The sequence below is a fragment of the Paenibacillus sp. MMO-177 genome (assembly GCF_037147795.1).
Taxonomy (GTDB): Bacteria; Bacillota; Bacilli; order Paenibacillales; family Paenibacillaceae; genus Pristimantibacillus.
In genome coordinates this window covers 1,249,460-1,276,444 of the sequence record NZ_JBBCUR010000001.1, presented here as the reverse complement: position 1 = coordinate 1,276,444, position 26,985 = coordinate 1,249,460, and the positions used below count along the sequence as shown (strand labels likewise).

The following is a 26,985-nucleotide window of genomic DNA, read 5'->3' as shown; positions in this document are numbered from 1 at the left end:
TTTACTTACTCGTTATTTAGAACTTTGTTAACCATTTGGAACCGCCGTATGCGGACCCGCATGTACGGTGGTGTGAGAGGACGGGGGCTAGGCGCCCCCTCCTACTCGATTTTTAGACCGGAACTTAAGGTCCCTAAGGGCCCTTAACGATGCAAAATAGCCGTCGCACGAGATGCTTAAGGTCCTTTAGGGACCTTAAGCGAGCAGGAAGGTGCTCCAAATGAGCAAAAAAGGCGGGTTATCCGGAACTTAAGGTCCCTAAAGGACCTTAACCATGTAAAATAGCCGTCGTATGAGATGCTTAAGGTCCTTTAGGGACCTTAAGCGAGCAGGAAGGTGCTCTAAATGAGCAAAAAAGGCGGGTTATCCGGAACTTAAGGTCCCTAAAGGACCTTAACCATGTAAAATAGCCGTCGTATGAGATGCTTAAGGTCCTTTAGGGACCTTAAGCGCTTCGCTGGTGTCGCGCATCGTGAAGCGGAACGTGCAGCAAAGCGCAGCGCCTGTGGCGGCTAGTGGCCACCACCCCCTAGCCATCCTGCTTATATTCATTAGGCGTTACGCCGGCCTCTTGCTTAAAGACCTTGGCGAAGTACGAGTAGTTGGCATAGCCCACCTTCTTCGCCACGGCGAAGACCGACAGATTGGTCGTGCGGAGCAGCTGCTTGGCGGCTTCAATCCGGGCGCTGATCACATAAGTACCCAGGGAGACGCCGGTCTCCTTCTTGAACAGTCTGGCCAGATAATCGGGATGGAGGTAGACGATTTCCGCCAGGCTGATGCGGGTCAAATCCTCCCCGTAATGGGCATGGATATATTGCTTGATTTCCTCGGCAACGGATTTAGGCTGCTCGGCGAAATCGCGGTATTCCATGGCCGTGTGAACCAGATACTTCAAGTAAGCCTCCAGATCCTCGATGGAATGGAGGGAATGGGCAAGCAGCCGTTCATTGGTTTTACCCGTGTACAATTGATGCGCCTGAATGCCCTTTGACTTCAGGAACGCATATACAAGCTGCATCATATCCAGTCTAAACAAGCTAAGGACGGAGGTGGAAAAATGATCCCGATGCACCGACTCGTTTAAATACCGTGTGGTCTCCTGCAGGAATTCATCCGGCAGATTCCGCTCCAGTAATTCCTCCAGCTTGGTTAGATCCGGCGGCTGATACGCTTCGTCGGCCTGAAGAAGCCCATGCTCCACGAAAAAAATATGATTGCGCCGCTTGGCGATATCCTGATTGCGTTCCAGCAGCTGGCGAATGACCGGGCTAATGCCCTCAAGGTTGCCGGACATGGCGACGATGCAGCAGGCATCGCATTTGAGCGAGCGATTCGCCTGTTGGATAAACGCGGCGCAAAGCCCGTCAAGCGTCTGGGAATCCGGGGCTTCCTTCCATTTCAGCACGGCGATCCAGTTATAAGCGCTGTATTCCAGCACCGTTTCCACCGTAAATTGAGGATGCTGAAACAGCTCGTATAGGACATTCAGCAACGCGAAATCCAACAGATTTTTTTCCTCAACTCCCATACTGCCGTCATAAGGAAAGAGATTAATCAGAACGGGCTGAATGAGATCATGGCGCTCATACGAAAGATGCTGCTCCTCAACGGCAAGCAGGATATCCGCAGCCTTAAGCGCGCAGGATACGCTGCCGCTGATCAGCTTGCGCCAGAAGTGCTCCAGCATCTTCGCTTGATTGCGCTGCCAGTAATAGCCCTCCTGGATGGCTTTCTCCTGCTGCTGCTGTTCTTTCGCCCGATCAATTGCTTTCCGGATAATAAGCATCAGCTTATCGAATTGGATCGGCTTCAGGAAATATTCGAAGCTGCGCAGCTCGATCGCTTTTTGCGCGTAATTGAAGTCCGCGTAGTTGGTCAAGAAGATCGCCTGCACGTTGTAGTTCTCCTCGCGAATCCACGCCAAGAGCTCCAGGCCGCTTCCCTGCGGCATTTCGATATCCGAGATCAGAATTTGAACCTTGTGCTTCATCAGAATATCCCGTGCCTGGGCGACATTGTGGGCCGTATAGATGCCCTCGATTCCAAGCGAAGCCCAGTCGATCTTCTTCTCCAGCGCGGTTACGACAAAGTAATCGTCATCAACAAGCAATACATTCATGAGCTACACTCCCGTCTCATTCGAATTGGCCGGAAGCTCCGGAAGATGGAGAGTCACCGAGGCGCCTCCGTTAGGCGGATTTCCGAAGCGGATCCGCGCAAGATCTCCGTACAGGTATTTCAATCGCTGAACGGTATTCATAATGCCGATTTGCGTGCCGAGCGTCTGATCAAGCGGCTCTCCCTGCTGCAGCTTTTCCAAGACCTCCGGCGGAAAACCCGGCCCCGTATCCGTTATCCGGATGACGGTCATCCTTTGCTCCTCCATCATCCGCCTCTCAACGGTCAGAGTAATAAGCACCTCATGATCCCGCGATACCGCGTATTTGATCGCATTCTCCACAAAGGTCTGCAGCACGAGAGGAGGGATCGGGACATCCCGCGTTGACTGGTCCTGCTCGATCCGGTACAGGAACGAGCTGCGGTAGCGGTTCCTCTGAATTTCGAGATAAACCCGTACATGCTCGATTTCATCCTCCAGTCTGACAAAGTCCTGGCCGTTCTGGAAAATATACCGGAAGTATACCGAGGTGGACAAAGCCATCTGCTGGATTTCTTCGGTCATATCCATCTGCGCCATGCTGTGAATGGTCGTCAGGCAGTTCAGGAAAAAATGCGGCTTAATCTGCAGCTTCATATAATCCAGCTGAATGCGCTGCTTCTCAAGCTCGCGTTCGTAAATATCGATCTTGTAGGTTTTAATCTGGTTAACGAGCTGGGCAAATTGCCTGTTGGCTTTCTCCAGCTCCACAATCTTGCTGCCCGTACTGTCGAGCGGCTCCCCATCCTCCGCCCAGAAGGCGAGGTTGTAAGAGAAACTCTTGATCGGCTGCAGCACCTTGTTCTTGAAGTACAGCATAATGAAGCTCAGGCTGCAGGCGACAATAACGGCGAGCAGCATAATCAGCAGCTGAACGATCATGATTTTCTCAAACGCGCCGAATTGAATGACCAGCTTCACGAAGAAGGAGGCGTTATCGAACTCGCCGTTGACCGTCGTTCGGGTCTGGAGCGTGTTCATGACGGAGGAGCGGTCCTGCTCCTTTTCGATGTTCAGCAGCTTTCCTTTATTCGAAATAGGGCTTGTTACAAGACTGCCGTCCTCGGCACGCAGGGAGGCGTAACCATTCTCGCCCAGATTAATCTGGCGAAGCGGCTTAATCAGATCGTCCGCGGCGATCAGGCAGACCATATAGCTGTCGTGATAAGGCACGATATTAACGATATAAAATTTCCCGGCCAGCTGAATGGTCGACCAGCGGGAATAGAACTTCTCATAGATGACCTTGTCTTTGATGAAGACATTAATCTGCTGCTGCAATTGCTGGTATTCCTTGTACGTCGCCCTCATAGGCGCAATGTTGAGCATCACGTTCTTCTTCTTGAAGAAGATAAAGAAGTTATAGCTCTTGTCATAGCTGGTCTGAAGCTCGACGAACCTTTTGTACAAAGCATCGTTTGCTTTGATGAATTCCGTCTCGTTCGTGTCGTGGGTTTCCATCATTTTGACGTTCTCGTCGTTGGCCAGCGTCCAGCCCATGAAATGATTAATGTAGGAAAAGTCGCTGTTAATCCGGTTGATATACAAATAAGCGGTATCCCTCAAATCCCTTGCGGACTGCTGTTTAACGATGGTGATCGACGCAAAGCTGATGATAAAGTCCAGAATCAGCGCGGTAAACGAAATGACGAGAATGATTTTGACGTAATGCTGAATCGGATACAGCTTGTTCTCCGACGGTTTGGCCATATTGCCCCGCAACTCCCCGCTATCAACCTCTATTAAACGAAATTCGTGTGTCAGATAATTATAGCCCTGGCCTTCAAAAATGCAACCGTTTGCAACCCCTTAAAAGAGCGAATGTCCGAATAGTGACAGCGAAAAGTCCGGATTGTAGGTCGGCCAAAGCTGTACTTCTCCGTTAAGGCTAGAATCCGATTTTCCGGCATCCGAATGTCCGGAATTTGCATCCATGATGTCCATATCCCGTCATCGCGGGGCATGTATACTGAAGTCAATCACACAGCAAAAGGGAGGTACACATTCTTGATAAACAGTTCATCGAGCGGTAATCTGCATCGTTACGTAACGAGAATCAGCAGAAACTGGGGTTTATACCTGCTCTTGCTGCCAGCTGTCGTGCTGCTGCTCTGTTTTACGTATAAGCCGATGTACGGGGTCATTATCGCCTTTAAAGATTTCAAACCGGCGCTTGGCATTATGGACAGTCCCTGGGTAGGGTTCAAATATTTCGAGAAGTTTTTTCATTCCTACCAATTCACGGTCACCATTAAGAACACGGTATTCATCAGCCTGTACAGCTTTGTCACCTTCCCGCTTCCGATCGTATTCGCCATTCTCGTGAATCAGCTGCGGCAGAACCGGTTCAAACGGGTATTCCAGACGATTACGTACATGCCGCATTTTATTTCGACTATCGTAATCGTGGGTCTCATGATGATCCTGCTGTCGCCGGGGAACGGACTGATCGGCAACATCTACCGGCTATTCGGCGCCGAAGCGCCAAACCTGATGGGGTCGGCCAGCATGTTCAGCAGCCTGTATGTCTGGTCGGACGTCTGGCAGCATACGGGGTGGGACAGCATTATTTATCTCGCGGCCTTATCCTCCGTAAGTCCAAGCCTATACGAAGCGGCAACCGTGGACGGAGCCAGCCGATGGCAGAAAATCCGCTACATCGACATTCCGATGCTTATCCCAACGGCGGTAACCTTATTGATTCTGCGAATTGGCGGACTGTTGGGCGTTGGCTTCGAGAAGACCTATCTGCTGCAAAACAACCTAAACATAGGCGGCAGCGAAGTGATCTCGACTTATGTGTACAAAATCGGGCTGCTCAGCTCCCAGTACAGCTTCTCGGCGGCCATCAATCTATTTAATACGGTTATTAATTTCACATTGTTAATTCTGGTCAACTGGATATCGAAAAAATACTCCGAGAACAGTCTCTGGTAAGTCAATGCTTACGAAGTATGAATGGCTTCGCCATTCCTTTTAGAAAGGAGCTGAACAGCTATGGAGGCTGCCGCGAATTTAGCCATGCAACCGAAAAAATCGGGCAACAGCGATAAACTGCTGGAGATCCTGCTCTATATTTGGGCCGCGATTGTCCTTATCATTGTGTTATATCCGCTTTACTTTATTATCATCGCCTCCTTCAGCGATCCTTCGGCTGTCGGGAACGGAAAGGTATGGTTATTTCCGAAAGGGTTTACGCTCGACGGTTATAAGGAATTACTGAATCATTCGAATATTTGGATCGGCTACCGGAACACGATCGTTTATACGGTAGTGGGTACCTTGATCGGCCTTATCGTCAACGTGTCGGCGGGTTATGCCCTGTCGAGAAAGGATCTGGTCGGACGCAAGTTTTTGTCCCTCTTCTTTATTTTCACCATGTTCTTCAACGGGGGGCTAGTGCCTACGTTTCTGACGATCCGGGATTTTCATCTGTACGACACGTTTCTGGTCATGGTGCTGCCTTTCTCGGTTGCCGTCTTTGATATTATCGTAGCGCGTACGTTCTTCCGGACGGGCATTCCGACGGAGCTGTGGGAAGCCGCGCAAATCGACGGCTGCGGAAATCTGCGCTTTTATGCTCAGATGGTGCTGCCGCTCTCGAAGCCGATCATATCGGTTCTGGCTTTATGGTTTGCCGTTGGGCAATGGAATTCGTATTTTAACGCGTTAATCTATCTGCAGGATAAGAATTTGTACCCGCTGCAGCTGATCTTAAGAGATATTCTGGTCACCAATCAGATGCAGACCGCGCTTGGCACGGGGGAAGCGGCCCAAATCGCGCTGCGTCTTGCCAACCTGCTGCGCTATTCCGTTATTATCGTCGCTACGGTTCCGATCATGTGCATCTACCCGTTTGTGCAAAAGCATTTCAACAAGGGGGTGATGATCGGCGCCGTGAAGGAGTAAGCAAGCTGTGGGGGAATTGCCATTATCCTTTTAGAGGGGGATTTATACATGACAACCGTTTCGAAGAGCTATACGAGAAAAATGCTGTCCAGCCTCGCTTTGATTTCCGTATTGGGCACTGCGGTGCTTGCGGGCTGCAGCAGCGACAAGAGTACCGATAATGCCGCTGCTTCCAATAACGGGGGTAACGGCAAAGCAGGCAGCAACTTCCATGCGGAAGGCCTTCCGATTGTAGATAAGCCGGTAACGCTGGACGTTCTTACGATCCGTTGGGGCAACATGGGGGATACGTTCACGAAGAACACCTGGCTTCAAGAGTTGGAGAAAAATTCGAATGTCAAAATCAATTGGCAGGTCATCTCCTCGAGCGATTGGGATGCCCAGAAGTCGGTTATGCTGGCAAGCGGAAAAATGCCGGATGTGATTATCGGCGACCTGGCGTTTGGGGACTCCGATATCGTGAACAACCTGAGCATTTTCCGTCCGCTTGACGACTACATCGACAAATATATGCCGAATCTGAAAGCGGCCATGGCCGAAATGCCGGAGCTGAAGAAGCTGAGCACGTTCCCGGACGGCAAAATCTATTCGCTGCCCGCAAGACTGCCGTCGCGGCCGTATTCTTCCGTGCAGCCGGTTATCAACAAAGAGTGGCTGGACAAATTGGGACTCAAGGCGCCGGAAACGCTTGATGAGCTGTACACGGTACTGAAAGCGTTTAAGGAGAAGGATCCAAACGGCAACGGCAAGGCTGACGAGATTCCGTACAGCGATCAGAAGGATTTGGACATGAACCTGTTCGCGCCGTTCGGCATTACGGATATCCGCGGCAACCATATGGTGCTGAAGGACGGCAAGCCGGAGTACTTCCCGACATCGGAAGCTTATAAGGCGGCTATTACCTGGGCGAATAAATTGTATTCCGAAGGTTTGATCGATAAAGAAACGTTCACGCAGGACGATACGATGCTGACGGCCAAACGGCAAAATCCGGACGCCGCGCTTGTTGGATTCTCGTACCAATGGACGCCGGATGCGGTATTTGGCCAATGGAGCAAGCAGTATGAGACCATTGCTCCGATTACCGGGCCGGACGGCAAGAAATATCAGATTGGCGATCCGAACGGATTAAGCATCCGCCGCAACGAGGTGCTCATTACGACCTCGAACGAGCATCCGGAGGTTGCGGCGCGCTGGGCGGACCAGTTCTACACCGGGGAAGCAAGTATCCAAAACTTCTGGGGCGCGATTGGCACCTCCATTGAGAAAAACGCCGACGGTACCTATACCCTGATGGATCCGCCGGACGGCACTAGCGCGGACGCTTGGTATTGGGACAGCTCCCTGCGGGATTTCGGACCGAAATACGTCAGCCCCGAATTCGAGAAGAACATCAAGCTTGATCCTTCAAGCGGTGACGGTCTGAAGCTCCAGCTCGACAGCTTGGGCAAGGAATATGTCACGCAGCCGTTCCCGGACGTGATGTACACCGAGGAAGAATACGCCGAGCTGCCAACGCTCATTACGGATATTGAGAGCTACATTAAGAGCACCCGCGCCAAATGGGTGACCAAAGGCGGCATCGACCAGGAGTGGGATGCTTACGTCAAGAAGCTGAACGATATGGGGCTTGAGAAGCTGATCAAGATTTACAATGACGCGTACAACCGCTACATGAACATTAAATAAGGTTTTGCTGCTGCCCTGCGTACGGACTGCAGGGCAGCTTTTTTTATAGATCATGCTGGGAGGAATAAGAGATGACTGACAAACTGCGAGTAACCGTATGGAACGAGAACCGTCATGAACGGACGAACCCCAAGGCGAAGGAGATTTATCCGGATGGCATCCATCAGGCCATCGCGCGTTTTTTGACCGAAGCGGGGATGGAAGCGGGAACGGCGACTTTGGACGAGCCGGAGCACGGACTTACCGATGAAGTGCTGAAGAATTCCGATGTATTAATCTGGTGGGGCCATCTCGCGCATGACGAAGTGCAGGATGAAATCGTCGGCAAGGTGTATCAGCGCGTGCTGGACGGCATGGGGCTTATCGTTCTTCACTCCGGCCATTATTCTAAAATTTTCAAAGCTTTGATGGGAACAAGCTGCAGCCTGAAATGGCGCGAAGCCGACGAGAAGGAGCGTCTCTGGGTTGTAGCGCCGGGACATCCGATCGCCGAAGGAATCGGGGAGTATATCGAGCTGCCGGAAGAGGAAATGTACGGCGAGCATTTCGATATCCCTGCACCGGATGAGCTTATCTTCGCAAGCTGGTTCGAGGGCGGCGAAATCTTCCGCAGCGGCTGCGCGTATACGCGCGGCAGCGGCAAGGTGTTTTATTTCAGACCCGGTCACGAAACGTATCCGACTTACCATAACCCGGCGATTCAGCGCGTCATCGTTAATGCGGTTAAATGGGCGCAGCCGGTTCGGCGGGAGCTGCCTATACGCGGCAACGTGCAGCCGCTTGAGCCGATTGGCGTGAAGGCATAAGGCGAAGGGGGAATACGACGATGAAGAAATATCGAATCGGATTGATTGGTCTTGGCGGCATGTCGCATTCGCATATCCGTTGGATGGCTGAAGAGGGCCGCTTTGCTATTATTGCGGTGAGCGATGTGAATGAAGCTGCGTTAACGGAGAAAGGCGATTTGCTGGGGATATCGCCGGACAAACGATACGGTGATTTCGTGCAGCTGATTAACGACCCGGATGTGGATGCGGTCGTATCGGTGACGCCTAATAACGTCCACGCGGATATCGTCCGCGCCTGCCTGCAGGCAGGCAAGCCTTATCTGGCGGAGAAGCCGTTCACCCGCGTATTCGAGGAGGCAGCGGGGCTGCTCGAGCTGTACGAGCAGCAGCCGGTTAACGGCATGGTTGGATTCAGCTACCGTTATACGCCCGCTTTCCGTTATGCGCGGGAGCTTGTAAGGGAAGGGAAGCTGGGCAAGGTGCGGAGCTTTGCGATCCAATACCTGCAGGACTGGGGAGCGGCTCCGAATCAGACGCCGTATATTTGGCGCTTCAACAAGGACATTACCGGCACGGGGACGCTTGGCGATCTAGGCTCGCATATGATCGATATAGCGCGGTTTCTATTCGGTGAATTTAAGGAACTGTCCGCGCAGCTGCGCACGCTAGTGCCGGAGCGTCCGGATCCGGCAACCGGCCGGATGGTGAAGATCGAAGTCGACGACTTCGTAAGCTTCCAGGCCCGAATGTCCGGCGATGAGGTTGGCATCTTCCAGTCGTCGCGCAATGCGATCGGCTCCGGCAACCAGCATGAAGTATCGATTTTCGGCGATGCCGGTACGCTGCACGCGTCGACGCTGAACCCGGATCAGATTGTCTGGATTCGCGAGGAAGCGCCGGGTCAGCTGGCAAGAGCGGTAATTAACGTACCGGAGAGATGCCGGGTAACCCAATACGGCGACTTCCTGTCGCTGCTGGATGGTACGGCATCGGAGAGTCTCCCGGGCTTTATGGACGGCTACCGCAACCAGGAGATTATCGACGCGGTCATTCGCGCGAGCGAAGAGAAGCGTACGATTGTGATTTAATTGATTGGGATAGGGTACCTGCGTTTAATGGACGCAGGTACTTTTTTTATTTTTTTACTGCAGATTTGATTTCTGTTATATGGTATTATTTGGATAATTTTAAAATGATTATTTTTAGAGAGGATTGAGCCCGTTAAGCTATGAAAATACTGAAAATAGGTGTTCCTGCCGTTATTCTGCTTTTGCTTATAGCCTCGTTCTATTTTCTAAAAACTAGAGTGTGGGTGGATAGATACGAAATTAGAGGCGACGCCATCGTATTTGAAGATAATCGTTATGTCTATGAAGGATCAAGCGCCGATCATCTTGGAAAAACAATCGGTATCGCATACAACGAGGGAGAGAAAAGAGGAATAACCGATTACATTTGGCCCGAATGGGTGTATGCATACAAAGGCGATAAAACTCATAAGCGTATTTACGTAAGAGGGTTAATGGATATAGGGGGGACCTATATTAGGCAGTAACAAGACATTAAAAGCCCGTCTCGGCCTTGCGGTTAGACGGGCTTTTTGATTTTGATCATACCTTGACCTTCCGGGATGCAATGGACTTCATGCTTCTCTCGGTGGTATGATTTGTGCTGAAAATCGGACCAATCGCCGGCAGACGGGCCGAATAGGCGCGGCTTCGCCGTTAATGTTATAATGGCGGCAAATCCTAACTATCGAAGAGAGAGGGCACGGGCGCTTGAGATTCCGGAAAATTTACCGTAATTATATACAGAACAACCTGTTCGTCAAAGTCATCCTTGTCTTCGCGGTCATCGTGCATTTGACGATCATCACGCTCTCATACTTGCTATTTGGCCTCATATCCCATTCCATCGTGAACAGCGAGCTGAACAACCAGAAGCAGGCGATGGAGCGGGTGAACCGCTATATGGAGCAGAAGTACGACTGGGTGCAGAATACGGTGCAGGACATCTACCGCAACAACCTGCTCGCGAGCAATGCGTCCTACTTTCTCAGGCATTCCTACAGCGAATACGCGCAGTACATGCTTGACCAGAATTATGCGGGCGGCAACGAGAGCGCGGTTGATATTCTGAGCTATCTCGCGGACCGGATGGATGCCGATCCCGACATCCAGAACATCCTGCTGTACAGCACGGACATGCAGCAGCTGTACGCCTTCAACCGGAACGGCCCCCGGCGGCTGTACAAGACCAATCCGACCCGCTCGTACATCCCCGAGATCATGGCGGCGGAAGGGCCCGTGGCGGCGACGCCGAACATCTGGATCCGCGGGCTGATCGGCCAATGGAACTCGCAGCTGTATTCCATGCGCGTCCAAGTGAACGATAAGAATACGCTCAAAAATATCGGACAGCTGCTCGTATACTTCGATTCCGGCATGGTGAACCGATCGCTGGACCAGCAGCGGACCCCGCTTAAGGGCGAGATTCTGGTTCTATCGCAGGACGGGCAGGTGCTGTCCGATTCCGCGAACCGGTACTACGGACAGATCTTCCCGTACATGAAGCAAATCGGCTCCCTGAAGGAAACCGAGGTGCTAGACGAGCCGTCGTACATCTCCACGCTGACGCAGAACGCAGCCGGTTATTTCGTCGTTGGTATTATGCCAAAAAGCGTGATGGCCGAGGCGTACGCAGGCCTCAAGCGGACGATCATTATGATCAGTTCGATCTGCATCGTCGTCGCGGTGATCATTCCGTCCATCTTGATCGTCAATATCTCGCGGCGGACGAACCGGATCGTGCACTTCATGCGGAAGGTGGAAGGGGGCAACCTTACCGCCCGCCTGCAGGACGCCCGCGAGGACGAGCTCGGGCAGATCTCTCAGAGCTTTAACGAGATGCTCGACGAGCTGGGCCGGCATATCGACCGGGAATACAAGGCGGAGCTGAGGCATAAGCAGACGGAGCTTGCTGCTCTTCAGGCAAGGGTAAACCCGCATTTTCTTTACAACACGCTGGAGGTTATCCGGATGCGGGCGATGTCCCAGGGCGCGGTCGACGTCGGCGAGATGATCTACAGCCTCGCGGCGCTGTTCCGCAACTCGGTCAGCGCGAAGGCGGAGAACACGCTTGGCGAAGAGCTTGAAATGTGCAGGCTGTACCTGGAGCTGTTCCGGATCCGTTACAAAGACAAATTCGCCTATGAGGTCGAATGCGACGAAGAGCTGCTGCGGGTTCCGGTTGCAAAGCTGCTGCTGCAGCCAATCGTGGAGAACTATATCGTGCACGGGATGGATTCCCGGCGCAAGAACAATCGCCTGACTATCGAGGCAACGCAAGAGAACGGCCTGATCCGGGTCCAGGTACGCGACAACGGCAAAGGCATCGAGCCGGAGCAGCTTGCGGGCATTATGCGGCGGCTGAAGATGCCGGAAACCGAAGAACAGCAGTCCTTCGGGCTGCGCAGCGTGCACGAGCGGATTGAACTGGTGCACGGACCCGGCTATGGGTTAAGCATAGAAAGCACGCCCGGGAAGGGGACATCGGTGACGGTGATCTGGCCCGCGGTTGAACAACAGGAGGAAGCTGGCGATGTATAAAGTATTGCTTGTGGATGACGAACCGTTTATCACGGAAGGCTTAAGCGACGCCGTCGATTGGTCCGCCTTCGGCCTGGAGGTCGTCGGCAGCGCCGAAGACGGCGAGGAAGCGCTGGAGCGGCTGCGCGAGCTGCCGGTCGACCTGCTCATCACCGACATCTCGATGCCGATCATGACCGGGCTTGAACTGATCCGCAAGGCACGGGAGCTGCAGCCGCGGTTGAAGGTGATCATTCTGAGCGGGTTCAACGAATTCAATTATCTCAAGGAAGGCATGCGCCTTGGCATCGAGAACTACCTGCTCAAGCCGATTAACTTCGGGGAGCTGGAGGCGACGCTGACGGATACGGTACGGAAGCTGGAGGTGGATAAGCCGGAAAAGCCGCTGGAGGAAGATGAGATCGGCATCCTGCGGGACAACGTCATGACCCGGTGGGTAAACGGGCGGATCGCGTTGCCCGAGCTGGAGGAACGGACGGCCCTCCTTGGCATCGATCTCTCGAAGCCGTATGCGGCGCTGGCAATCATCCGTTTTCGCTCTGAACAAGGTGTCGCGGGTTACGGCCCGAACGATTGCATCAAGGATCTCTTGGCTCAGGAGTCCGACGGCCTGTCGTTTGTTCCCTTTCTCAACGACGAGGGCGAGCTGGTCGTCGCCTGCTGCATAAACGAGGGCATGCGGAATAAAGCTAAGGTAACGGAAGCGTTGGAAAGAGCGGCGGACAAATGGGAGAACAGGCAGCTTGGCCCGCAGATCGCGCTCGGCGGGATCGTGGCGACGGCCGATGCCGCAGCAAGCTATGCAGAAGCGCGCAAAGCGCAGCAATTTTTCCTGGTGCGGCATGACCGGCATTTGCTCGATTATGCGGATATTTCCGCGGAAACGGCGTCTCTTCCTTCGGGGTTGTTCGAATGGGAGGCGTATGCGAAGCCCATTCTCGCCAAGGACAAAGCCGAGCTGGAGGAGGTTATCGCCCGCGATTTCGCGACTATTCGAATGGCGGAAAGCCTGCATCCGGTCCGGGCGAGAGGCGCCGCCATCGAGCTCATGATTCTGATGAAGCTCGAGGTCGACAAGCTTGGGCGCGCGGATGCCGCGGACGTGTTCCAGGACGCGCTTGACCAAGCGGTGACAGCGGCAACGCTCGAAGGGGTGGAGAATGCCGTACGGACGGCTGCTTTCTTTGCGGCCGATTCGTTCTCCGGAGAAGACATGAGCCCCGTCATCAAGCAGGCTCTGCGCTACATCCAGGAGCACTATGCGGAGGCGCTGACGCTCAAGTCGCTTGGCCACCAATTCCATATTCACCCCAATTACCTCGGACAGCTCTTTCATAAGCAGACGGGGGATACGTTCACGGATTACCTGAACAAATTTCGAATCGACAAAGCGAAGGAACTGCTGGCGGACAGCCGGCTTAAGGTGAACGAGATCGCAAGACAGGTCGGGTACTGGGAGACAGGCTACTTCTACAAACAGTTCAAGAAGCATGTCGGGATGGTGCCGGGCGATTTTAAGGAGCTGCTGTGACGCTGAGGCGTCATTCGCGGTTCCTTTCTTTATTTTGTACACTTATTCTTTGTTTTCTATTATTTTTGAAAATGTTTTCATCTTCTAAGATGAAGTAGCAAGAAGTCGCGACTATTGAATGCTACACAGACAAAAGGGAGGCAACACCAATGGGAATCCGTAAAAAGGCATCGATCGGCCTGACATCCGCGATGGCCGTCATGCTCTTGCTGAGCGCCTGCGGAAGCAACGGCGGCAATACGGCCGCAAGCAACAACACTTCTTCGTCCAGCAACGCTGGCAGCAACGCTAAACCTGTCGAGTTGAACTGGTACACAATCGGCACGCCGCAGAAAGACGTCGACAAAGTCATGGAAGCGGTTAGCGAATACACGAAAGAAAAAATCGGCGCAACAGTCAAAATGACGATGATCGACTGGGGCGATTACAACCAGAAGATGCAGGTACTGACCGCTTCCGGCGCGGATATGGACATCATGTTCACCGCCGCATGGGCATTCGATTACGTGCAAAACGCGCGCAAAGGGGCTTTTGCTCCAATCGACGATCTGCTGGCGCAATACGGCAAAGGCATTACCGATACGCTGAACCCTGCCTTCCTTAGCGGTTCCAAGGTCGACGGCAAAAACTACGGCGTACCGGCAAACAAAGAGCTTCCGACATCCGAGGTATGGCGCTTCAACAAAAACATCCTTGACGAAAACAAGCTGAGCATTACGGACGTGCGTACCCTGGAAAGCCTCGAGCCTTTGCTCAAGACAGTCAAACAAAACAACCCGGACGTGACTCCACTGCAAGTGGACAAGACCTTCACGCCGTACATTCCATACGACTATTTGATCGAGAAATTCCCGCTGGCCGTGAAGCTCGACGACGCTAGCTACAAAATCGTAAACGTATTCGAAACGCCTGAAATGAAGCAAGCGCTCGAAACGATGCACAAATACTACCTGGCCGGCTACATTCCGACGGAAGCCGCGACGCTGGAATCGTCCTCGGACGTTCAGGCAACGGGCAAATGGTTTGCCGACAAGGCGACAACGCAGCCTTTCGCGGACAACGTATGGTCGACCAGCTACGGCTATCCGATCGTATCGACACCTATGAGCGACGCGCTCATCTACAACCAATCGGTTATGGGTTCCATGCAAGCCATCTCCGCGAACTCGAAGCATAAAGAGAAAGCGATGGAATTCCTGAACCTGCTCAACACCGATCCGGTCCTCCGCAACATGGTCGATTCCGGCATCGAAGGCACGCACTACAAAGTAACCGACGGCGACTACATGGAGAACCTTCCTGAGTCCAAGAACTACGACATGCCAACGTTCTCGCTTGGCAACATTATGATCACTCACCTGAACCCGGGCGATCCTGCCGACAAATGGGAACAGTTCAAGAAATACAACGATGCAGGCAAACCTGCAGCACTGCTCGGCTTCAACTTCGATCCGACGAAAGTGTCAAACGAGATCGCAGCCGTGCAAAACGCGAAGGAATCCTTCTGGGCGCCGCTCATGACGGGTACCGTCGATCCGGATAAATACTTGCCGCAAGCGATCAAGAAGCTGAACGACGCGGGTCTTGGCAAAATCATGGCCGAAGCGCAAACGCAGCTCGACGCTTGGAAAGCCGCGCAAGGCAAGTAATCATTTATAGCACCGAAGGGCGAATGTTCGGCATTCGCCCTTTTTTCAAAAAGAGAGAAACTAACGGGATACCGTACGTTGTTTCTCGTTCTAAGGGATGAAACTTGCGCCGCCGAAAGTGGACGGCATCAGCCGTTTCATCTTGGAACGAATTGCCGCAGGCCCTTGGCGCTGCAAACCGACTTCGCTTAGAAAGGGTGAACCCCATGAAGGCCTTTGGGCGTTTCTTCAAAGACATCAATCGCAATAAAGCCCTGCTCCTGATGGTGCTTCCGGCTACCGTCTGGTTTCTTTTCTTCTCGTACCTGCCAATGCTTGGCACCGTGATTTCCTTCAAGGAATACCGCGTGCACGGCGGATTTCTCTCCAGCATCATCCACAGCCGCTGGGTCGGCTTCGATAATTTCAAGTTCCTGTTCAGCACAAACGACGCGTATGTCATTACCCGCAATACCTTGCTCTACAACATCGTGTTCATCATCATTGGTCTAGTTCTGGCAGTGGCCTTGGCCATCGTTCTTTCCGAAATCGCAAACAAGCGGCTGGCGAAATGGTACCAGACGGGAATGTTCATGCCTTATTTCCTGTCCTGGGTCATCGTCGGTTATTTCGCATATAGCTTCCTCAGCTTCGACCGCGGCGTGATGAACAAAATCGTCCAGGCGTTCGGCATGGATCCGCAGCAATGGTACTCGGAGCCGAAATACTGGCCGTTCATCATCGTCATCGTGTTCCTATGGAAATCGCTCGGTTATAACAGCGTGGTCTATCTGGCCGCAATCATGGGCATCGACAAATCGCTGTACGAAGCGGCGATGATCGACGGCGCGAACAAATGGCAGCAGATCCGCAACGTCACGCTGCCGATGCTGACGCCTCTCATGACTATTTTGACCTTGCTGGCCATCGGCCGCATTTTCTACGCGGATTTCGGCTTGTTCTACCAAGTTACCCGCGATTCCGGCACGCTCTACAACGTCACGAACGTTATCGATACTTACGTGTACCGCGGCCTGAAGACGACCGGGGAGATCGGCATGAGCACAGCGGCCGGCCTGTACCAATCGTTCGTCGGCTTCGTGCTCGTCATCACGTCCAACTGGATCGTCCGTCGCTTCAATAAGGACAACGCGTTATTCTAAGACGAAAGAAAGGAGCATCAACATGGCATCCCTTAGGAAAACCAAGGACTTCCACCGGCTGACGCCGGCCTGGAACGTCATCTTCAACCTCATTGCCGGACTGTTCGCGCTGGCTTGCGTGTTTCCGTTTCTGCTCGTCATGGTCATCTCGTTCACGGACGAGAAGACGCTTGCGCTGGACGGATATTCGTTATTTCCGAAAAAATGGAGCACCGACGCCTACAGTTATCTGTTCAAGGCGGGCGACCAACTATTGCGCTCCTACGGCGTGACGATTCTCGTTACGGTCGTCGGCACGGTGATCAGCTTGGTCTTTATCTCGCTCTTCGCGTACGCAATTTCCCGCAAAGGATTCAAATACCGTAAATTTTTCTCGTTCCTCGCCTTCTTCACGATGCTGTTCAACGGCGGGCTCGTACCGACCTACATCGTGACGACGAAGCTGCTCGGACTCGGGAATTCCCTGTGGGCGCTTATTCTGCCGCTCGCGGTAAATGCCTTCTACATCATGATCATGCGTACGTTCTTCTCGACCATGATCCCGGACGCCATCATCGAATCCGGTAAAATTGACGGCGCCGGCGAATTCGGCATTTTCTTCCGGCTTATCGTTCCGCTTGCGCTGCCGGGCCTCGCGACAATCGCGCTGTTCAACGTGCTTGGTTACTGGAACGACTGGTTCAACGCCCTGCTGTATATCGAGAACCCCGACCTGGTGCCGCTGCAATCGATGCTGATGCGGATCGAGAACAGCATGCAGTTCATTCTCGCCAACAGCAACAACGCCTCCTTGGGGACGTCCGTGCTGCAGTCGATGCCGCAGGATACGTCGCGGATGGCGATGGTTGTCCTGGCGACAGGTCCAATCGTGCTCGCGTATCCGTTCTTCCAGCGCTATTTCGTGCAAGGGCTGACCGTTGGCGCCGTAAAAGAGTAATGCCTTTAAGCATCGAAGGTTAACGCAGCGAAAGATTAACATCGTCACGACATTTCACACCGCAAGCGGCCCGCGGCGCGGACAACCGCCGACGGGCCGTTTTTGCTGTGACGCATAAGCAATAAGCAAAGCGATAAAGTAACGACAAAGGGGAAAACAACCATGGAACAATTCAGATTGCCCAAAATCGATATGCCGAACCTGCCGCTGCCGCAATCCGTGCAAGCGGTGCTGGCGGAGGCGGAGACGCGCCTTGCGCACCGGCCTAAGCTGCTTCAGCTGTTCAAGAACTGTTTCCCGAATACGCTGGAAACAACGACTAAGCTGCTGGACGACGGCACAACGTTTGTCATTACGGGAGATATCCCCGCGATGTGGCTGCGCGATTCCGTGGAGCAGGTTATGCACTATGTTCCGTTTGCCAAGGACGACGCCGACCTCCAGCGGATTATCGGCGGCTTGATCAAGCTGCACATGCGCAACATTGTCATCGACCCGTACGCGAACGCGTTCAACGAAATGGCGAACGACTGGCACTGGAATACCGACGACAAGACGGACATGTCCCCTTGGGTATGGGAGCGCAAGTTCGAGCTCGATTCCATCTGCTTCTCGATGCGCCTCGCGTTCGCGTACTGGAAGGAAACCGGCCGCGCCGACATTTTTGACGCGGACTTCAAGGTTGCGATGCGCGCCGCTGTCGACCTGTGGAAGCGGGAGCAGCACCATTTCGAGCGTTCGCCGTACCGCTTCGAGCGGGACAACGGAATCATGACCGATTCCCTCATGAACGATGGCATCGGCATGCCGGTCAATTACACGGGCATGATCTGGTCCGGCTTCCGGCCAAGCGACGACGCCTGCGATTTCCATTACAACATTCCGGACAACATGTTCGCCGTTGTCACGCTGCGCCAGATGCGCGAAATCGCCGAATTCGTCTTCCGCGACCTTTCGTTCGAGAAGGAAATGGCGAAGCTGGAGCGCGAGATCAACCACGGCATTCAGCTGTACGGCATCTACCGGCATCCGGAGTTCGGCCCGATCTACGCGTACGAGACGGACGGCTTCGGCAACTACTGCCTGATGGACGACGCGGGCACGCCGGGCTTGATCTCGATTCCGTACCTCGGCTACGTGGACGGTGACGATCCGATCTACCAGAATACGCGACGTTTCGCGCTGAGCAAGGAAAACCCGTTCTATTACGAAGGCACGGCCGCGAAAGGCATCGGCAGCCCTCATACGCCTCCGGGTTATATCTGGCATATGGCCTTGTCCATGCAGGGGCTCACGGCCAAGACGGACGAGGAAATGCTTGATATGATCGCGGTTTTGGAAGCGACGGACGCCGACACCGGCTTCATGCATGAAGGCTTCCATTCGGACGATCCTGCCGTATTCACGCGCAAATGGTTCGCCTGGTCCAACAGCTTGTTCTCTCAGCTGGTCTATAAAGCGATGAAAGCGGGACTCCTCGATGCTTAATTCGACGATCATTTTCTATGATGGCGCCTTTCCGGGCGCCTCTCCCATTGACGGAGCGGAACTGGAACAGCTGCGGGGCGTCGGCGAGGTATACGGCGCCGATGCGCTGGCGGCAAGACTGGAAGGGTCGGAAGGCGGCGTATTCGTATCGCTGCACGCGCCTTATTTCCCGGTTGATGCATGGGAAGCGCTGCTCGGGTTTTTGAAACGCGGCGGCGGCTTGATCAGCTTGGGCGGCGCGCCTTTCCGCGTGCCGGTCCGCAAAGAAGCGGGCGAGTGGTTTGCAGAGCCGGAGCAAACCGCGTATCACCGGCAGCTGCGCATTCACGAGATGCTGCCGGTAAAGGCGGAGCCCGTTCTGAAGCTGGCCGCTATCGAAGAGATCCCTCTATTCAAGGGCAGAGAGGCGCTGCTTGACGCCCAGGATACGTGGAACCTCGTGCCGCATGTGACCAAATCAAGCGACCTGCCGCTGCAGATGGGGTCGGCGGGTCCGATGGACGCGCATATTTACCCCGTGCTGAAGGGCATCTCCGCCGAAGGGCGTGAAGTTGCCGCACCGGCCGTGCTGTGGGAGAACACGAAAGGCGATTTCGCCGGCGGACGCTGGCTGTTCGTCAACCTGCCGCTTGGCGCGGATTTCTTCGCGCGCGGCGGTGCCGAGGCTCTTGAAGCGTGGGCGGCGTTCTGCGCGGCCGGCGTAACCGAGCTGTGGCTGAAGCCGGGTTATGCTTCCTACGAGCTGCATGAGCGGCCGTTGCTGACGCTCCAGGCGCAGAAGCTGGGCCGCGGACCGGCAGGCAAGACGAACTGGACGTTCGACATTAAAGTCAGCCGCGCGGAAGGATCGGGCGACGTGTCTACTTACCGCCACGAGGCGGAAATCGGCCCCGAGCTGGAGCTGAAGCGCATTCCGCTGCTTGGCGACATCCAAGCGGGTTATTATCTGGTGGATTGCGTGGCCAAGTCCTCGGACGGCGAGACGCGCCTGCTTCGCCAAGGCTTCTGGGGTATGGACGCCGATTTGCTGAACACCGGCGGGCTGCTCGCGCGCGGCCGGGATTATTTCGAGAAGGATGGGCGGCCGATGCCTGTCGTCGGCATGACGTACATGACATCGGACGTCGCGCGCAAGTTCTTGTTCCTGCCGAACGTATCGGTATGGGATCGCGACATGGCGCAAATGCGCAAAGCGGGCATTAACTGGATCCGCACGGGCATCTGGACGGCGTACCGCAATATCATGCAGGTGGACGGGCATGCGTCCGAAGAAGTGCTGCGTTCGATCGACGCGTTCTTCATGACCGCGAAGCGGCACGGCCTGCAGGTAACGTTTACGTTCTTCTCCTTTACGCCGGAGACGTGGGAAGGCACGAACCCGTACCTCGATCCGCGCAGCGTGGAGGCGCAGAAGCGGTTCATCCGCTCCATCGTCAGCCGTCACCGCGAGACGACAAACGTGGATTGGGACCTGATCAACGAGCCATCGATGTTCGATCCGCCGCGCATCTTCTCCGACGGTCCGCGCTCGAGCCGCGACCGGTTTGAGAAGGCGGCTTACGCGGAATGGCTGGCGGAGCGCCACGGCTCAATCGCGAAGCTGCGCGAACGCTGGGGCATGACCCCGGGCGAGCTGCCGGATTTCGCATCCGCTGTCATACCGGAGCCGGAGGACATCAACTTCGACGTGCAGGACATGCACCAAGGCAAACGGGGTACGCGCTGGCTGGATTACGCGCTGTTCTCCATGGATATGCACAACCGCTGGGCGAAACAGCTCGTCGATGCGATCAAGGAAAGCAATCCGTCACAGCTCGTGACGGTTGGCCAGGATGAAGCGCTTGGCGCGCAGCGTCCTTCTCCGTTCTTCTACGGGGAAGAGGTTGATTACACAACCGTGCATTCCTGGTGGCTGAACGACCATTTGCTGTGGGACGGCATCTTCGCGAAGACGGCCGACAAGCCAAACGTCGTGCAGGAGACGGGAATCATGTACGTGGAAACGCCGGCGGGCTTCGCGAAGCGGTCCGAGGAAGAGCTGCGGGCGATGCTGGAGCGCAAGTACGCCTATGCCTTCGCGGCAGGCGGGGCGGGTGCCGTGCAGTGGATCTGGAACACCAACTTCTATATGGACAACGCGAACGAATCCCATATCGGCGCGCTTCGGGCGGACGGAACCGAGAAGCCGGAAGCGGACGTCTCCTACCGGTTCGGCAGCTTCATGGAGCGGATCCGCGATCTGTTCCGGGACCGCGAGCTGGAGGATGTCGCTGCCGTATTCCCGTACTCCAACGACTTCTCCAACCGCAAGCTGGCGTTTGACGCGACGACGCGCCTGACGCGCGTGCTCGGCTACGAGCTGAAGACGCCGTTCCGCGGCGTCTCGGAGTACCATCTGGACGCGCTGGAGACGGCGCCGGCCAAGCTGATCATCGTGCCGTCCGCGCATAACTTCGCTGATGAAGCGTTCGCGCGGCTGCTGGACATTGTGGACAGGACGGCTGCCACTCTCTTGTTCACGGGTCCGCTTGGGCTCGACGCCTACTGGCGGGAAGCGGATCGGCTCGCCGATACGTTCGGCCAGCGGAAGCCGGCTAACGTCGTTCGGGAAGAACGGCTCGCGATCGGAGACAAGGCGTATCCGGTATCGTACGGTCACCGGAGAATCGCCGAAGTGTTCAAGGAAGCCGGTTACGGCGCCGAAGCGGGAGCGGATCAGGTCATGGAAGCCGCTTACGGACAAGGACGCCTGATCTGGTGTCCGCTGCCGGTGGAGCTGAACGAACGCGCCGAGCCGGTCGCGGCGCTTTATGCGCACGCGCTGGAGGCATCCGGCGCTCGCCGCGAATTGGAATGGCTGAAGGGCGGCGACCTGGCCGGCGTGTACGGTCGGAGTCTTCGCTTCAAGGACGGCGAGCTCTTCGTGTTCGTATCCGAATACGCGCACGACGCGAAGATCGAAGTGAAGTCCGCCGCGACGGGAACAACGTATTCGTTCATGCTGGAACGGGAGCGCGCGGTACTGTTTGCCGTCGACCGCACCGGCCGAGTGACGGAGGTTTATCGCCCGGACGAAGTGGAAGTGCTGGCGCTGCCGGCCGAATAAGGCTTGAAATCGAAAGGAGACGATCGCCATGGCGAACGCTGATCATAGAAAAACGGCGCATATCATCTCGCACACGCATTGGGACCGCGAATGGTATCTGCCTTACGAGAAACATCACGTGCGGCTTATCGCGCTTATGGATACGCTGCTGGACACGCTGGAGAAAGACGAGGAATACCGCAGCTTCTATCTGGACGGCCAGACGATTATTATCGAAGACTACCTGCAAGTACGCCCCGAAGAGCGGGAGCGCCTGGAGAAATGGATCCGCGAAGGCCGCATTCATATCGGTCCGTGGTACGTGCTGCAGGATGCGTTCCTGACCAGCAGCGAAGCGAACGTCCGCAATCTGCAGATCGGGCACCAAGATGCCGCGCAGTACGGCACGATTGCGAAGGTCGGGTATTTCCCCGACACCTTCGGTAACATCGGCCAAGCGCCGCAGCTCATGAAGCAGGCGGGCATCGACAACGCGGTGTTCGGCCGTGGCGTCAAGCCGACGGGCTTCAACAACATGGTATCGGACTCCGCGTACGAGTCGTCCTTCTCGGAGCTTGTATGGGAAGGACCTGATGGCTCGCAGGTGCTTGGCATTCTGTTCGCCAACTGGTACAGCAACGGCAACGAGGTACCCGTGGACGAAGCGGAAGCCAAGGAATACTGGGACCGCAAGCTGGCCGATGCCGGCAAATATTCATCGACGGGGCAGCTGCTCTTCATGAACGGCTGCGATCATCAGCCGATCCAGACGGATCTGGCCGAAGCGATTCGCGTTGCTCGCAAGCTATACCCGGATACGGATTTCGTTCATTCGAATTTCCCGGATTATCTGACGTCGCTGAAGTCTTCGCTCGAAGACAAGCAGCTGTCGGTCGTGCGCGGCGAGCTGCGCAGCCAGCGGACGGACGGCTGGTCGACGCTCGTGAATACGGCGTCCGCCCGCGTCTACCTGAAACAGATGAACCAGGTCGGCCAGACGATCCTCGAGAAGGTCGCCGAGCCGCTCGCCGCGTTCGCTCATATGACGGGCAAAGCCAAGTACCCGCATCATCTGCTGAAGTACGCTTGGAAAACGCTCATGCAGAACCATCCGCACGATAGCATCTGCGGCTGCAGCGTCGACGAGGTGCATCGCGAGATGGTCACCCGGTTCGACAAGAGCCGCCATGTGGCGGAGACGATCGTCGACGACAGCAAGCATGCGGTTGCCGGTGCTGTAGACACGAGCGTTTTCGCGAACTACGGTCAGGATGCGCTGCCGCTTGTCGCGTTTAATACGACGGGATGGACTCGGAGCGGCGTCGTGGAAATCGAGCTGGACGTTGCGCGCGTGTATTTCCGCGAAGGCATCGCCCCGAATGACATGATTCGCATGATGAAGGAAATTTCCCTGGAGGGCCGCACGCTTGTGGATGCCGACGGCAATGCCGCCCCGCATACGTTCGAGGATTTGGGCTTGCAGTTCGGCTACGACCTGCCGGATGACAAGTTCCGTCAGCCGTATTGGACGCGTCGCGTGAAGCTGACGTTCGAAGCGACCGCCGTTCCGGCGCTTGGCTTGAAGACGTACGCTTGGGTGCTCGGAGCTGCAGACGGCGCTTCGTCGCCGTCTCTGGTGACCGGTCCCCGTACGCTTGCGAACGCCAACCTGAGCATCGAGATCGCCGAGGACGGAACCTTGGCGGTAACGGATATCGCCAGCGGACGCACGTTCCGCGATCTGCTTATCTATGAAGATGCCGGAGATATCGGAAACGAGTACATGTTTAAGCAGCCGGACGGCGAGCCGGCGCTGACGACCAAGGGTCTTAAAGCAAAGATCCGCGTTATCGAAGATAATGCTTACCGCGCCGCGTTCGAGATCGTTCATCATTGGTCGATCCCGGCTTCCGCCGACGAGTTGTTCGAGCAGGAGAAGCAGGAAGCCGTTTATTATCCCGAGCGCAAAGCCGGCCGTTCGAAGGACTACGTGCCGTTCACGATCCGCACCGTCGTCAGCCTGGAGCGTTCCGGACACGGCGTAGGCATCCGTACCACGTTTAATAACCAAGCGAAGGACCATCGCGTGCGCGCCTTGTTCCCGACAGACTTGGCGGCGTCCGTTCATCGGGCCGACGCGATCTTCGAAGTGGCGGTTCGCGATAACGAGCCTGCCGCCGAATGGGAGAACCCGAGCAACGCGCAGCATCAGCAAGCCTTTGCCGATGTCAGCGACGGCACGCAGGGCCTCACAATCGCGAACCTTGGCTTGAACGAATACGAAGTGCTCCGTGACGGCCGCAATACGATTGCCGTTACGCTGCTTCGCTCCGTTTCCGAGCTGGGCGACTGGGGCGTCTTCCCGACGCCGGAAGCGCAATGCCTCGGCGAGCAAACGGTGGAGCTCTTGATCCTTCCCCATGGCGGAGACGGCGCGGCGACGGGCGCGTATGCGTCCGCTTATCAGTTCCAAGCGCCGTGGACAAGCACGCAAACCGGCGTACACGGCGGAACGCTGCCGCCGGCGCACTCGTTCCTGGCTTGGGAAGGTGAAGGCATTGCGTTCTCCTCGGCCAAGATCGCGGAAGCGACGGGCGATCTCATGCTGCGCTGGTTCAACATGCGGCCGGAAGCGGCGCAGCTGCAGGCGCAGCCGAACGTCGGCTCTGCCGTAGTGGCATACGCGAGCGACGTGCTAGAGCAGGCGGGCGAAAGCCTGCAGCCGTCCGGCGAAGGCGCGAACGGCTCGTTCGCGGCGGAGCTTGGGCCGTGCGAGATCTATACGGTAGGCATCACGGCAGCGAAATGACGCCGCATGGGCACTTGTGAATTTGATATATAATGAACAGACAAAAAGCAGCATTTCCTTTTATGGGAATGCTGCTTTTTAATTTTCGATAATAATAGCATGCACTTTACAGGGATTGATTTAATATCCTGATATTTCCTATTATATAGATCAAAAGTACTAGAAATACGATTTTTTTCACGAAATTATTACAAATTGTAAACAATATTTACACAGTTTTTTTTGTTTTGCTATTCAACTTGTAGTTATATAGTACGATACTATATAAATAGTCTATGTCGAAATTTGGCAGCATTGCGAGAATCAATTTGTATTTTTCAGAAATTATTCCAAATCATAATTCCGTAAAGGGGGTTAATTACGCTTCGGTTTTGAATATGCGGCCAAATAGACAATTAAATCATACTAGGAGCGTTTTACAGATGTTGTTGATCAGACGGATGTCGTTTTTCACCAAGATGTTGCTGTTAGCTTTTATTAACATTATTTTAATCGGCACGATTCTAATCTCCTCCAGCTATATGACCCAAAAAGACATTCTGATTGAGCAGCTGCGAGGCCAGATTATTGCCATTACGCAGGAATGGGCAAAAGAAATCGACCCCGCGGTCGTTGCCCAGGCGATTGAGCAGAAGAGCTACAAAGGCTCGGCGCAAGCCCAGCTTCAGGTTCAATTCGATCAAATCCATAAATATAATCCGAATATTGCTCAAGCTTACATATTTGGTACCGAGCTTGCGGACGGCAATAAAACCTCGCTTGTCGCCATGCCTACTAGCCTCGTAGAAGCGTTCTCGGCCGAGAACATCAATATCGGCGACATGTACGAGCAGCCGGCCGCGATGGCGAACGCCGTTGCCAAGATGCTGAAGAGCGGCAAGCCGACCTTTACCAGCTTCTATTCCGACAGCTTCGGCACATGGACGTCGGTTCTTTACCCGATCGTTGACAGCCAGGGCAACAGCCTTGGATTCTTCGCTGCCGATGTGGATGCCAGCGCTGTTCCGGAGGGGCTGCACAAGCTTCTTGTGAACGGCATTACCATAATGGTCATTTTCATACTGATCATTTTCCTAATCCAATTTTTAGTGTCCCGTCGAGCGATGAAGCCGATTAAAGAGCTGGTACGCGGCATTGAAGTAGTCAGCACCGGAAATCTGAACGTAGAGCTGAAGACCGGACCGGATGATCTGGGAACCGTCAATAAAAAGTTTAACGGTATGGTCAGCCGAATTAACGATATGATGCTTCAAGTTCAGCATACCTCGCATGCCGTTACGAATTCTGCCAAGAACCTGCATGAAATCTCGGAGCTGAACAGTAAAAATACAAATCTGATCACGGCAAGCGTACAGGAAATCTCGGGAGGCATCGGGGAGCAGAAGCAGGCGACCATGGATACCGCCAGAGCGATGACCGAGCTTGCGGCGGTAATTCAGACCATCGCGGAGAATTCCTCGAAGGTCGCTCACGAGGCTTACGACATGGAGCAAAAATCCATCGAGGGCAATTCGGCGGTTAAGCAGGTTATGACGCAGATGGAGCAAATCCAGACCGTGGTCAGCAAGTCCACGAATGCCATCAAGCTGCTGGACAGCCGCTCGCAGGAAATCGAAAATATCGTATCGATTATTATGAATATCTCCGGCCAAACGAATCTGCTCGCGCTGAACGCGGCTATCGAGGCAGCGCGGGTAGGCGAGCATGGCAAAGGCTTTGCCGTTGTTGCCGGCGAGGTCCGGAAGCTGGCGGAGCAATCCGACCAGTCCGCGAACCAGATCTCCGAGCTGGTGAAGGAAATTCAGGACGTCATCCGGATTGCCGTAGAGGCGCTGGAGCAAGGCACCTACGAGGTTATTGACGGCCTGAAGATTACAAACGCAACAGAGCAGCTTTTGAACGAGATTTTGCAGGCTACGCAAAACGTAACGATGCAAATTCAAGAGGTGTCGAGTTCGACAGAGGAGCTGTCGGCAGGTACGGAGGAGCTTACGGCAACCTCCGAAAGCTTGTCGTCGGCGGTAAGCGTTACGGCCGTAAACAGCGCCAAAATATCCGATTCCGTCGAAGAACAGAAGGAAAGCATGTCCGCTATCGTGGACTCTTCAACGGAGCTTACCGCTCTGTCGGAAAAACTTCAGAAGCTTCTTAACCAATTCCAAGTTAAAGGTTAAGGCTAACCTGTTCCA

Annotated in this window: 17 protein-coding genes; 15 read left to right on the top strand and 2 right to left on the bottom strand. The window is 54.7% G+C overall.

Annotation, left to right across the window (positions count from 1 at the left end):
* Nucleotides 1-529: 529 nt before the first annotated feature.
* Together WFK81_RS05690 and WFK81_RS05685 are read right to left on the bottom strand one after the other, a co-directional pair.
* Nucleotides 530-2,122: a response regulator gene (locus tag WFK81_RS05690; protein WP_336785447.1), complete on the bottom strand. Its 1,593-nt coding sequence runs from the start codon at nt 2,120-2,122 to the stop codon at nt 530-532.
* Between the two features lie 3 nt (nt 2,123-2,125).
* Nucleotides 2,126-3,871: a sensor histidine kinase gene (locus WFK81_RS05685; protein ID WP_336785446.1), complete on the bottom strand. Its 1,746-nt coding sequence runs from the start codon at nt 3,869-3,871 to the stop codon at nt 2,126-2,128.
* Nucleotides 3,872-4,168: 297 nt separating this feature from the next.
* Between WFK81_RS05685 and WFK81_RS05680 the strand changes: the two genes are divergently transcribed.
* The 15 genes from WFK81_RS05680 to WFK81_RS05610 all read left to right on the top strand — a co-directional run bounded on the left by WFK81_RS05680 (nt 4,169) and on the right by WFK81_RS05610 (nt 26,970).
* A complete protein-coding gene (locus WFK81_RS05680) occupies nt 4,169-5,098 on the top strand; it encodes an ABC transporter permease (RefSeq protein ID WP_336785445.1) in 930 nt (309 codons plus the stop codon).
* An 84-nt stretch (nt 5,099-5,182) separates the two neighbouring features.
* Nucleotides 5,183-6,070 (top strand): carbohydrate ABC transporter permease, encoded by an 888-nt coding sequence (locus WFK81_RS05675; protein ID WP_336785444.1) that lies wholly within the window; start codon nt 5,183-5,185, stop codon nt 6,068-6,070.
* A gap of 48 nt (nt 6,071-6,118) precedes the next feature.
* Nucleotides 6,119-7,759: an extracellular solute-binding protein gene (locus WFK81_RS05670; RefSeq protein WP_336785443.1), complete on the top strand. Its 1,641-nt coding sequence runs from the start codon at nt 6,119-6,121 to the stop codon at nt 7,757-7,759.
* 71 nt (nt 7,760-7,830) lie between these two features.
* Nucleotides 7,831-8,565 carry a ThuA domain-containing protein gene (locus WFK81_RS05665; protein WP_336785442.1) on the top strand — a complete coding sequence of 245 codons (735 nt, stop codon included), beginning with the start codon at nt 7,831-7,833 and terminating at the stop codon, nt 8,563-8,565.
* A gap of 20 nt (nt 8,566-8,585) precedes the next feature.
* On the top strand, nt 8,586-9,635 hold the full coding sequence (locus WFK81_RS05660) for a Gfo/Idh/MocA family protein (RefSeq protein WP_336785441.1): 1,050 nt from the start codon (nt 8,586-8,588) through the stop codon (nt 9,633-9,635).
* Nucleotides 9,636-9,775: 140 nt separating this feature from the next.
* Nucleotides 9,776-10,102, top strand: a complete 327-nt coding sequence (locus WFK81_RS05655; protein WP_336785440.1) for a hypothetical protein — start codon at nt 9,776-9,778, stop codon at nt 10,100-10,102.
* 223 nt (nt 10,103-10,325) lie between these two features.
* Nucleotides 10,326-12,155 carry a sensor histidine kinase gene (locus WFK81_RS05650; RefSeq protein WP_336785439.1) on the top strand — a complete coding sequence of 610 codons (1,830 nt, stop codon included), beginning with the start codon at nt 10,326-10,328 and terminating at the stop codon, nt 12,153-12,155.
* Nucleotides 12,148-13,686, top strand: a complete 1,539-nt coding sequence (locus WFK81_RS05645; RefSeq protein ID WP_336785438.1) for a response regulator transcription factor — start codon at nt 12,148-12,150, stop codon at nt 13,684-13,686. The genes WFK81_RS05650 and WFK81_RS05645 overlap by 8 nt, the downstream gene beginning before the upstream one ends.
* A 149-nt stretch (nt 13,687-13,835) precedes the next feature.
* Nucleotides 13,836-15,335 carry an ABC transporter substrate-binding protein gene (locus WFK81_RS05640; protein ID WP_336785437.1) on the top strand — a complete coding sequence of 500 codons (1,500 nt, stop codon included), beginning with the start codon at nt 13,836-13,838 and terminating at the stop codon, nt 15,333-15,335.
* Nucleotides 15,336-15,541: 206 nt separating this feature from the next.
* Nucleotides 15,542-16,477 carry an ABC transporter permease gene (locus tag WFK81_RS05635; RefSeq protein ID WP_336785436.1) on the top strand — a complete coding sequence of 312 codons (936 nt, stop codon included), beginning with the start codon at nt 15,542-15,544 and terminating at the stop codon, nt 16,475-16,477.
* 22 nt (nt 16,478-16,499) lie between these two features.
* A complete protein-coding gene (locus WFK81_RS05630) occupies nt 16,500-17,414 on the top strand; it encodes a carbohydrate ABC transporter permease (protein WP_336785435.1) in 915 nt (304 codons plus the stop codon).
* Nucleotides 17,415-17,576: 162 nt separating this feature from the next.
* Complete coding sequence (locus WFK81_RS05625) at nt 17,577-18,902, top strand: glycoside hydrolase family 125 protein (RefSeq protein WP_248758573.1); 1,326 nt, start codon at nt 17,577-17,579, stop codon at nt 18,900-18,902.
* A complete protein-coding gene (locus WFK81_RS05620; protein WP_336785434.1) occupies nt 18,895-22,008 on the top strand; it encodes a beta-galactosidase in 3,114 nt (1,037 codons plus the stop codon). Before WFK81_RS05625 ends, WFK81_RS05620 begins: the two co-directional genes overlap by 8 nt.
* A gap of 28 nt (nt 22,009-22,036) precedes the next feature.
* A complete protein-coding gene (locus tag WFK81_RS05615) occupies nt 22,037-24,796 on the top strand; it encodes an alpha-mannosidase (RefSeq protein WP_336785433.1) in 2,760 nt (919 codons plus the stop codon).
* A gap of 422 nt (nt 24,797-25,218) precedes the next feature.
* Complete coding sequence (locus tag WFK81_RS05610) at nt 25,219-26,970, top strand: methyl-accepting chemotaxis protein (protein ID WP_336785432.1); 1,752 nt, start codon at nt 25,219-25,221, stop codon at nt 26,968-26,970.
* Nucleotides 26,971-26,985 lie beyond the last annotated feature (15 nt).